The organism is Pseudomonas sp. SDT291_1_S447 (assembly GCF_054070155.1).
On the sequence record NZ_JBSVXS010000462.1, the window covers coordinates 1 to 216 of the forward strand.

At 64.4% G+C, this 216-nt stretch carries 1 pseudogene; it reads left to right on the forward strand.

The annotated features are described in order from the left end of the window. Nucleotides 1–67: 67 nt before the first annotated feature. Nucleotides 68–216 (forward strand): annotated as a pseudogene (locus ACW9IR_RS30375) (type VI secretion system baseplate subunit TssE); the annotation flags it as partial.

Here is a 216-nt window from a genome sequence, read left to right on the forward strand (position 1 = left end):
GCCGTGGCTTCGCGCCACGGCCACAGCCCACTTGTCCCTCTCACACCCCGTCCGTGGAGCCGCTTTGGTGGTCACTGAAATCGCTTCCCGCGACCGTCTGCAACCGTCCCTGTTGGACCGGCTGACCGACGACGATCCAACCAATCCCAAGGAAAGCGCCGACAAACGCGTGCTGTCCCTGACCCAATTGAAAGCCTCGGTGCTGCGCGACCTGGC